This window comes from Citrobacter sp. Awk 2 (genome assembly GCF_028069815.1).
Taxonomy (GTDB): domain Bacteria; phylum Pseudomonadota; class Gammaproteobacteria; order Enterobacterales; family Enterobacteriaceae; genus Citrobacter.
The window spans coordinates 1-8,665 of record NZ_JANEWL010000142.1 but is presented as its reverse complement, the minus strand read 5'-3'; the positions used below and the strand labels follow the sequence as shown (position 1 = coordinate 8,665).

The 8,665-nt window shown below is 50.0% G+C and carries 9 protein-coding genes; 5 read left to right on the top strand and 4 right to left on the bottom strand.

The genetic code is table 11. From position 1 onward, the window contains the following. A partial coding sequence (locus NNO02_RS21845; protein WP_271455725.1) for a hypothetical protein occupies window positions 1-297 on the top strand: 297 nt, incomplete at its 5' end. A 177-nt stretch (window positions 298-474) separates the two neighbouring features. Here the strand turns inward: NNO02_RS21845 and NNO02_RS21840 are convergent. Next, window positions 475-924, bottom strand: coding sequence for a DMT family transporter (locus NNO02_RS21840; RefSeq protein ID WP_271448819.1), 450 nt, complete (start codon window positions 922-924; stop codon window positions 475-477). Then, window positions 921-1,439: a GNAT family N-acetyltransferase gene (locus tag NNO02_RS21835; protein ID WP_271455724.1), complete on the bottom strand. Its 519-nt coding sequence runs from the start codon at window positions 1,437-1,439 to the stop codon at window positions 921-923. Before NNO02_RS21835 ends, NNO02_RS21840 begins: the two co-directional genes overlap by 4 nt. A gap of 37 nt (window positions 1,440-1,476) precedes the next feature. Here NNO02_RS21835 and NNO02_RS21830 point away from each other — a divergent pair, with 37 nt between their 5' ends. The 4 genes from NNO02_RS21830 to NNO02_RS21815 all read left to right on the top strand — a co-directional run bounded on the left by NNO02_RS21830 (window position 1,477) and on the right by NNO02_RS21815 (window position 4,890). Continuing rightward, a complete protein-coding gene (locus NNO02_RS21830) occupies window positions 1,477-2,052 on the top strand; it encodes a helix-turn-helix domain-containing protein (protein ID WP_048211614.1) in 576 nt (191 codons plus the stop codon). A 69-nt stretch (window positions 2,053-2,121) separates the two neighbouring features. Beyond that, complete coding sequence (locus NNO02_RS21825) at window positions 2,122-3,156, top strand: NADP-dependent oxidoreductase (RefSeq protein ID WP_271441625.1); 1,035 nt, start codon at window positions 2,122-2,124, stop codon at window positions 3,154-3,156. A gap of 314 nt (window positions 3,157-3,470) precedes the next feature. Continuing rightward, the gene (gene yncE, locus NNO02_RS21820) at window positions 3,471-4,532 is read left to right on the top strand and encodes a 7-bladed beta-propeller protein YncE (protein ID WP_271455723.1); all 1,062 of its coding nucleotides are present in this window, start codon (window positions 3,471-3,473) and stop codon (window positions 4,530-4,532) included. Window positions 4,533-4,668: 136 nt separating this feature from the next. Further along, window positions 4,669-4,890, top strand: a complete 222-nt coding sequence (locus NNO02_RS21815; protein ID WP_043016274.1) for a YgdI/YgdR family lipoprotein — start codon at window positions 4,669-4,671, stop codon at window positions 4,888-4,890. 44 nt (window positions 4,891-4,934) lie between these two features. Here the strand turns inward: NNO02_RS21815 and ansP are convergent, their stop codons facing one another. Next, the gene (gene ansP, locus NNO02_RS21810; protein ID WP_121584666.1) at window positions 4,935-6,377 is read right to left on the bottom strand and encodes an L-asparagine permease; all 1,443 of its coding nucleotides are present in this window, start codon (window positions 6,375-6,377) and stop codon (window positions 4,935-4,937) included. 277 nt (window positions 6,378-6,654) lie between these two features. Then, window positions 6,655-8,196 carry a methyl-accepting chemotaxis protein gene (locus tag NNO02_RS21805; protein WP_271455722.1) on the bottom strand — a complete coding sequence of 514 codons (1,542 nt, stop codon included), beginning with the start codon at window positions 8,194-8,196 and terminating at the stop codon, window positions 6,655-6,657. Window positions 8,197-8,665: the final 469 nt, after the last annotated feature.

Genomic DNA, 8,665 nt, shown 5'->3' with positions numbered 1-8,665 from the left:
GTTGGCACTCCCTACTATAACCAAATAAATATATTTGGTGGAGTAGTTCTTTCTTATGATATTTATGGTAAGCAGGTCATTGCAGGAGATATTCATCCAGATAATTTAGGTCTCCATCTACAGTATTGTGATGATGATGAATTCAATAATTGTATTCAGATTAGAGGGATACCAACAAAAGCAGGAATAGTTAAAGTACGAGTACATGGCGCCTTAGGTGGCGGAATGCTTTCAAAATCAGGCGATTTCGACAAAACCTACACTATCACGATCAAAGATTCAGAAGGACCTTCTTAAGATCGTTTGAGAGGAGATCTCAGCATCGCTCATCAAGATACGAAAATCCGCTCAGAGAGCGGTTTCCTCACATCTAAGTGGTTAAAAAACAACCTTAACGTACAATAATTTTCGATATCCAAACTGACACCTTATCCGGCGTTCCGTAGGCCTGATAAGCGAAACGCTATCAGGCAATTAAAATGAGCGCCTCGCCACCAGCCAGGCGCCGATGACCAGCAGTATCGCACCGCATACCGGACCCACCAGCGCGCGAAGCGGTACACCCTGGCTACGCAGAATATCCAGCACCAGACCACCAATAAGCTGGCTGGCGACCAGCACCGCGATGGTGGTGGCGGCACCTACGTTTTGGTATCCGCTGATACTGGCAAAAACAAAGAACGATCCCAGTAAACCCGGGATCAATGTCCACCAGCGCACGCTGGAAACCAGTTCGCCAAACCCCGCCGCACCTTGTTTAAACCACAGTATGCTGACAAACAGGACGATCCCGACCAGTGAGTTAAGCAGCATAGCAATCAGGATTGTCGAGGACGTCTGGGTAATGCGCACCATCAACGTGTTTTGCACCACCAGACCAATACCTGCGGCAATCAGAAAGGAGAGGGTCAGCGTCTGATTCATCCACGCGCATCCGGTTCGCTGCGGTCATCTAACTGCAGCTGCATAAAAGTCAGATCCAGCCAACGACCAAATTTAGTCCCGACCTGGGGCATCTGCGCGGTAATATTGAAGCCCAGCGTGCTATGCAGGTGGAGCGATGCCTGATTTTGCGACTCAATTCCTGCCACCATGACATGCTTGCCACACGCGCGCGCTTCTTCAATGAGTCTGCTGAGCAGCTTGCGCCCCAGCCCTTTTCCCTGATGTTCCGGGTGCACGTACACTGAATGTTCGACGGTATGACGGAAACCATCAAAGTTGCGCCAGTCGCCAAAAGAGGCGTACCCCGTAACGACACCATTCTCGTCACTTACCAGCACCGGATACCCCATCAGTTGACGAGCTTCATACCAGGAGATGCGGTTTTCGGCATCGACCGTTTGATCGTTCCAGATAGCGGCCGTATGCAGTACGGCGTGATTGTAGATTTCTGCGATGGCGGCGCAGTCGTCTTTGCTGGCAAATCGAATTGACATGTTGAACCTCAGGGGTTGTTCACTATAGTATTACAATATGAATACTATTGAAGACAGCATAAATCAACGGATCAGTGCAAGAATTCGCATTGAGCGGGAATCCCGCGGCTGGTCGCTGACGGAACTTGCCGAACGTGCAGGGGTGTCGCGGGCGATGATCCATAAAATAGAACGCGGAGAGAGCAGTCCAACGGCGACGCTACTGGGACGGCTTTCCGGTGCGTTTGGTATCAGCATGTCCACGCTGATTGCCCGAGCCGAAATGCAGGAGGGTAAACTGCTGCGTTTTGCCGACCAGCCGGTCTGGCACGATCCGCAAAGTCACTATTTGCGCCGCCACGTTTCTCCGCGCAGCGATCTGCCTATCGATCTGGTGCAAATCGAATTACCGGCGGGCAGTGATATCCCGATGCCCGCCTCTTCCTACGTGCAGGCCCGACAGCTTCTCTGGTTGCAGCAGGGAGAATTGGTGTTTGTGGAAGGTGATACACGCCACGAAATGAAAGCCGGGGATTGCCTGGAGCTGGGGCCGCCAAACGACTGTCGGTTTATCAATGAAACCGCACAGTCCTGCGTTTATCTGGTCGTGCGGTTAAACCATGCTGGCAATTAATGTGAAAGCATCACAGAGATAGCGCGTCTACTATTGATGGATTCATGCCAAAAGCAGAGGAGAACATCAATGGGTCAACAAATGCAACGCAATCGTCGCTGGGTTCTGGCGTCACGCCCGCATGGCGCACCGGTGCCCGGTAACTTCCGTCTTGAAGAAGAGGCTATCGCGACGCCCGGTGACGGAGAGGTACTACTGCGTAACGTCTACCTCTCACTCGATCCCTATATGCGTGGACGTATGAGCGACGAGCCGTCTTATTCGCCTCCGGTTGAGATTGGTGCCGTGATGGTGGGTGGCACGGTCAGTCGGGTCGTGGCATCGAATCATTCGGATTTTAAACCCGGTGAATGGGTGCTGAGCTATAGCGGCTGGCAGGACTTCGCCATCTCTAATGGGTCTGATTTGGTAAAGTTAGGCGATCACCCTGAGCATCCTTCCTGGGCGCTTGGTCTGCTGGGTATGCCGGGTTTTACGGCGTATATGGGGTTGCTGGATATTGGCCAGCCCAAAGCCGGTGAGACACTGGTTGTTGCTGCGGCAACCGGACCTGTTGGCGCAACCGTGGGCCAGATCGGCAAGCTGAAGGGCTGTCGGGTCGTTGGTGTGGCAGGTGGGGCTGAGAAATGCCGCCATGCTACCGACGTGTTGGGCTTTGATATTTGTCTCGATCACCATGCCCCCGATTTCGCACGCCAACTGGCACAAGCCTGTCCGCAGGGTATCGATATCTATTATGAAAACGTCGGCGGCAAAGTTTTTGACGCCGTTTTGCCGTTACTTAACACCTCCGCGCGTATTCCGCTGTGTGGCCTGGTGAGCGGTTATAACGCCACATCACTGCCGGCGGGCCCAGACCGTTTACCGCTGCTTATGGCCACGTTACTGAAAAAACGTATCCGCTTGCAGGGCTTTATCATTGGTCAGGATTATGGTCACCGCATTCATGAATTTCAGCGAGAAATGGGGCGCTGGGTTCAGGAAGGCAAGATCCACTATCGTGAGCAAGTCACTGAGGGGCTGGAAAATGCACCGGAGACCTTTATTGGTCTGCTGACCGGTAAAAACTTTGGCAAGGTCGTGATTCGTCTTGCTGAAGAGTGATACGAAGGGGTTAAAGGCGGTAACAGCCTGATGGCACTTCGCTTATCTGGCCTACACAGTACTCAAATGTAGGCCGGATTTGGCGTCAACGCCGCCATCCGGCACGGGGTATAGAGCCAATCTGTTTTAACATTGATTTCGCCGCAAGCGAGTATTCATGGAGAAAATAAGAAGGTTTTCACCGAAAGTGAATAAACACTCCACTTTGCGATAAATAATGATTACTATTCTCATTCTTAAAAAGGCAAAACCATGATTTTGCTCATTGAAGCTATGTGAAGCAGTAACAACTGAATTTATCAAAGGGAGTCGTCATGTCTTTACGTCATCTGTTTTCACCGCGCCTGCGTGGTTCTTTACTGTTAGGTTCACTGCTCGTTGCATCATCATTTAGCACGCAGGCTGCGGAAGAACTGCTGCGCAAAGGCGTAGGTAAAGGCGCCTACGAAATGGCGTATAGCCAGCAGGAAAACGCACTGTGGCTGGCCACCTCGCAGAGTCGTAAGCTGGATAAAGGTGGGATAGTTTACCGTCTTGATCCGGTTACGCTTGAAGTGACTCAGGTTATTCATAACGATCTCAAACCGTTTGGCGCGACCATCAATAACGCGACGCAAACGCTGTGGTTTGGTAATACCGTGAATAGCGCGGTGACGGCGATTGATGCGAAAACCGGTGAGGTGAAAGGGCGTCTGGTACTGGATGCGCGTAAACGTTCTGAAGATGTCCGTCCGCTGCAGCCTCGTGAACTGGTCGCCGATGACGCCACCAACAAGGTATACATCAGCGGAATTGGTAAGGAGAGCGTGATTTGGGTCGTGGACGGTGATACGGTTAAACTTCAGGACGCTATTCCAAATACCGGTAAAATGAGCACTGCACTGGCCGTCGACAGCAAGGCTAAACGCCTGTATACCGCCAATGCCGATGGCGAATTCATTACCATTGATACCGCCACCAACAAAATTCTCAGCCGCAAAAAACTGCTGGACGATGGCAAAGAGCACTTCTTCATTAACCTGAGCCTGGATACGGCCGGTCATCGTGCGTTTGTCACTGACTCCAAAGCGGCGGAAGTGCTGGTTATCGATACCCGTAACGGCAACGTGCTGGCAAAAGTTGCCGCACCGGAATCTCTGGCCGTACTGTTCAATCCGACACGCAATGAAGCCTATGTAACCCACCGTCAGGCCGGTAAAGTCAGCGTGATCGACGCGAAAAGCTATAAAGTGGTTAAAGCCTTCGATACCCCGACGTTCCCAAACAGCCTGGCGCTCTCTGCCGATGGCAAAACCCTGTACGTGAGTGTGAAACAGAAATCCACACGCGAGCAGGAAGCGACTCAACCGGACGATGTTATTCGTATCGCCCTGTAATTATTCGGAGGGGGCAACCCCTCCTGTCATTTCTCTATACCCCACGATACGCCTCGTTACACCCCATCGGTAGCCTGACAAACTTCAGAGACTTACACTACGCCCTCAACGGCTAACTGAATAACACAGGAATACCATGAAAAAGCCATTAATCTGTCTTTGTGCGGGCGTAATGCTGTTTACGCTGGCTGGCTGTACCACCGATTACGTCATGACGACGAAAAGCGGACAAACTATTACCACCCAGGGCAAACCAAAACTGGATAAAGATACGGGAATGACCAGCTATACCGATCAGGACGGGAATGCGCGGGAAATTAACAGCAATGATGTGGCTCAGCTAATAGAAGCAAACTAAGTCGCTCAAATGGGTAGGTCAGAAATCTGACCTACCTTAAAGCGTTACGGCGCGGTACGGTGGATTTCCGCGACGCGTTTACGTACACCAAACCAGCCAGCGACCAGCAGAATGGCAATCAGCGGTAATGAGGCGATAGTGTAGGTCCCATTCGGATAGTCAAACGCCATCAGCACCAGCACAGCCAGTAAAAACAACAGTGTTAGCCAGGACGTAAACGGCGCACCAGGCAGTTTGAAGTGAACGTCTGCTGCTTTGCCATCTTTAATGGCCCGACGCAGACGCATCTGGCACACCATAATGAATGCCCACGATGCAATGATGCCCAGCGAGGCAAAGTTAAGCACGATCTCGAACACCTGCGAAGGCACCAGATAGTTGAGAAAAACCCCGACGACATACACGACAAGCGTGGCAAGTATGCCGGCATAAGGTACGTGTTGACGGCTCATTTTGGCCATAAATTTTGGCGCGGAACCGCCCATCGACATTGAGCGCAAAATACGACCAGTGCAGTACAAACCCGAGTTGAGGCTGGAAAGCGCGGCGGTAAGCACCACGATATTCATAATACTGCCAATATAGGGAACGCCGAGTTTGGAAAAGAAGGTTACAAACGGGCTTTGACCTGCCTGATAGGCATTCCACGGCAACAGCATGACCAGCAACACCACTGAACCTACATAGAACAGGCCAATTCGCCAGATAACGCTGTTAATCGCTTTTGGCACCATCGTTTGTGGATCTTTGCACTCGCCAGCCGCAGTGCCTACCAGTTCAATAGAGGCAAATGCAAAGACGACACCCTGGACCAGTACCAGCGCTGGCAGCAGGCCATGCGGGAAAAAACCACCGTTATCGGTGATCAAATGAAAGCCCGTGGCGTTACCATCCAGCGGTTTTCCCGTGCCCAAAAAAACAGTTCCGACGACCAGGAAGATAACGATAGCCAGCACTTTGACCAGGGCAAACCAGAACTCCATCTCCGCAAACCACTTTACGCCGATCATGTTCATGGTGCCGACAATGGCCAATGCGCCGAGGGCAAACACCCATTGTGGTACATCACCAAATGCGCCCCAGTAGTGCATATACAAGGCCACGGCCGTGATATCCACGATTCCGGTCATCGCCCAGTTGATGAAGTACATCCAGCCAGCTACATAGGCTGCTTTCTCACCTAAAAATTCGCGGGCATAAGAGACAAAACTGCCGCTGGAAGGGCGGTGTAAAACCAGTTCACCGAGTGCCCGCAGAATGAAGAATGAAAAAATACCGCAGACCAGATAGACCAGTGCTAAAGCGGGTCCGGCCATTTGTAAACGTGCGCCAGCCCCTAAAAATAACCCGGTACCAATAGCACCGCCAATGGCGATCATTTGTACCTGCCGGTTCCCCATCGCTTTGTGATACCCCTCTTCGTGAGCATTCAACCAGCGTCGTTTCGCCGCGTGTTGTTCCGCGGCTTGCGTGTTGTGTGTGTTCATTACGTTTCCTGTTAACCTGACTAATTTACAAAATCCTTTTTGCCGCAGCAGTTGCGGCGAAAACAGCGTTACCCTTCATTGTGTTACCGCGGGAAAACTGTCGGCCGAGCATCCTACATTCAATTGATAAGTGACGCAAAGCCTGGACACGGGGAAGTGGTTTTTTTCTGTAGCCTGAATTGACGGGATGTGGACTCGATTCAGTAAAAATAGAGGCGGTGGGCGATGTGAAAGAAGGCGCTCATCCTGATCGTCAGCAGAATGAGCGCTGTTTGCTTTACGCCGACACGCCAAAGACCTGTACGGCCTGTTGCAATCGCGATGAGCGCTGCGTTAAATCGGCAGTCGCGTCAGTGACGCGCTCCACCATCTCGGCATTATTGTGCGTCATGGTCCCAACACGCGAAATGGAATCATTAATCAGATCCAGCGCCTGGGTTTGCTCCCGCGTTGCCAGACTAATGTCTTTAATCATCATCGACATCTGTAACACATCGCTGATCATCCCAGTGAGATGCGTCTCCGTCTGTTCAACCATTTTTACGCCGGTATTGACGTTAGCGACGTTCTTCTCAATAAGCTGTTTGATCTCTTTTGCCGCTGATGCAGAGTGTTGCGCAAGATTGCGCACCTCCGCGGCCACGACGGCAAAACCGCGCCCGGATTCTCCGGCTCGCGCCGCCTCGACAGCCGCGTTGAGCGCCAGAATATTTGTCTGGAAGGCGATGCTATCAATTACGCCAATGATGTCGACAATCTGACCATTATCACGAGAGATCGCCTGCATCATGGCGATAGTTTGTTTCATAATATCGCCGCCTTCAGCGGCATTGGTGCTGGTTTTATCGGCCATCGTCATGGTGTGAGCGGCCGTTTCTGCAGTTTGCTGCACTGCACTACCAATTTCTTCGATGGCGGCAGCGGTTTGCTGAAGGTCTGCGGATGTTTCTTCAGAACGTGTATGTAACGCGATACCTTCTTTTGAAACGCGTTGGCTGATGGCCCGAATTCCGGATATTTGCGTACTGACGTCATCAACCAGTGAATTTAGATTAAGTCCGGATTGATTAACCAGTCGCATTAACATGCCGATTTCATCTACGCGATTTAAATGGCAGTTATCGGGTTTTCGTCCGGATACGACTTTCTTCATTTGAGTCAATAGTGTATTAACTGGCTGACAAATTTGACACTTAAGGTAAATAGCAAATAACAGAAATAACGCCAGTAACCCGCCGGATTGAATAAAGTGGTTTACAGGGGCGAAGATTAATAACAAAGAGAGCAGGGCAACGACTCCCAAAGCATAATTGACGCGTTGACTAATGCTCAACCATTTAAACATTGAAGTCCATGCCAATATGCCACGGCGAATGATAATACCCTTAAAAAGACGGAAGCCGCTAAGTTGTTGATTATTTATTTTTTCATACAGTTGCTCACTCTGAGATATTTCGTCTCGCGAAGGAACAGTACGCACTGAGATGTAACCCGTTAACTTTTCATTATGCCAAACGGGTGTGACGTTGGCGCGTACCCAGTAGTGGTCACCGTTTTGACGCCGGTTTTTCACCATTCCCGTCCAGCTGTCACCCTGCTGCAACGTGTACCACATGTCAGCAAACGCGGCTGGCGGCATATCCGGATGGCGAATAATATTATGCGGTTCACCCATTAATTGACTTTCGTTAAAACCACTGGCATCGATAAACGCGGAGTTTGCATAGGTAATATGACTCTCTTTATCTGTCGTCGATAGCAGCGTCGCTTTACCGTTAAGTGTGTGCTCAATTTGTGTAACGGGCATGTTACTTTTCATAAAGGCCCCATGATGGTATGTATAATTCATACAAAGATCCCCGTAATAGTGCCAGGGGATATTAAAAAGCTGTTTTAAACCATTTTAATAAGAAACGCTGCATTCTCTACTAATCATCAGTTCTGTGAAAGTATTTAAAATAAAAAAATTAATGCGTGGAACTAATGTCCTTTTCATAAAAATGAAACAATCAATACAAGCGCATAACACAGACAGATATTTAGACTGACTTAAAGTAAATTCATTGCTGAACGCGTGTGTAAAAATAAATCAAACGGAAAAGGATGTTGCCGTCTTTCCGGGATCAATAAAAAACCTATTATATTTTGTAGTATGCAAATACAAGCCATTTTTTCTGCATAGTGCCGCGTTAAAAACCGGAAGTTTGACTCCTGTTGGTATGAACGTTATCCCTGATCGCTGCGGGGTTGGTTATCTGTTTTTTAGCTGAGCAAATGTGAATTAAATG

What these genes read in the sequence shown, in the direction of transcription:
- NNO02_RS21825 (WP_271441625.1), top strand. Translation starts at nt 2,122, where the DNA reads ATGGGTCAACAAATGCAACGCAATCGTCGCTGGGTTCTGGCGTCACGC.
- NNO02_RS21830 (WP_048211614.1), top strand. Translation starts at nt 1,477, where the DNA reads ATGAATACTATTGAAGACAGCATAAATCAACGGATCAGTGCAAGAATT.
- ansP (WP_121584666.1), bottom strand. Translation starts at nt 6,377, where the DNA reads ATGAACACACACAACACGCAAGCCGCGGAACAACACGCGGCGAAACGA.
- NNO02_RS21805 (WP_271455722.1), bottom strand. Translation starts at nt 8,196, where the DNA reads ATGAAAAGTAACATGCCCGTTACACAAATTGAGCACACACTTAACGGT.
- NNO02_RS21815 (WP_043016274.1), top strand. Translation starts at nt 4,669, where the DNA reads ATGAAAAAGCCATTAATCTGTCTTTGTGCGGGCGTAATGCTGTTTACG.
- NNO02_RS21835 (WP_271455724.1), bottom strand. Translation starts at nt 1,439, where the DNA reads ATGTCAATTCGATTTGCCAGCAAAGACGACTGCGCCGCCATCGCAGAA.
- NNO02_RS21840 (WP_271448819.1), bottom strand. Translation starts at nt 924, where the DNA reads ATGAATCAGACGCTGACCCTCTCCTTTCTGATTGCCGCAGGTATTGGT.
- yncE (WP_271455723.1), top strand. Translation starts at nt 3,471, where the DNA reads ATGTCTTTACGTCATCTGTTTTCACCGCGCCTGCGTGGTTCTTTACTG.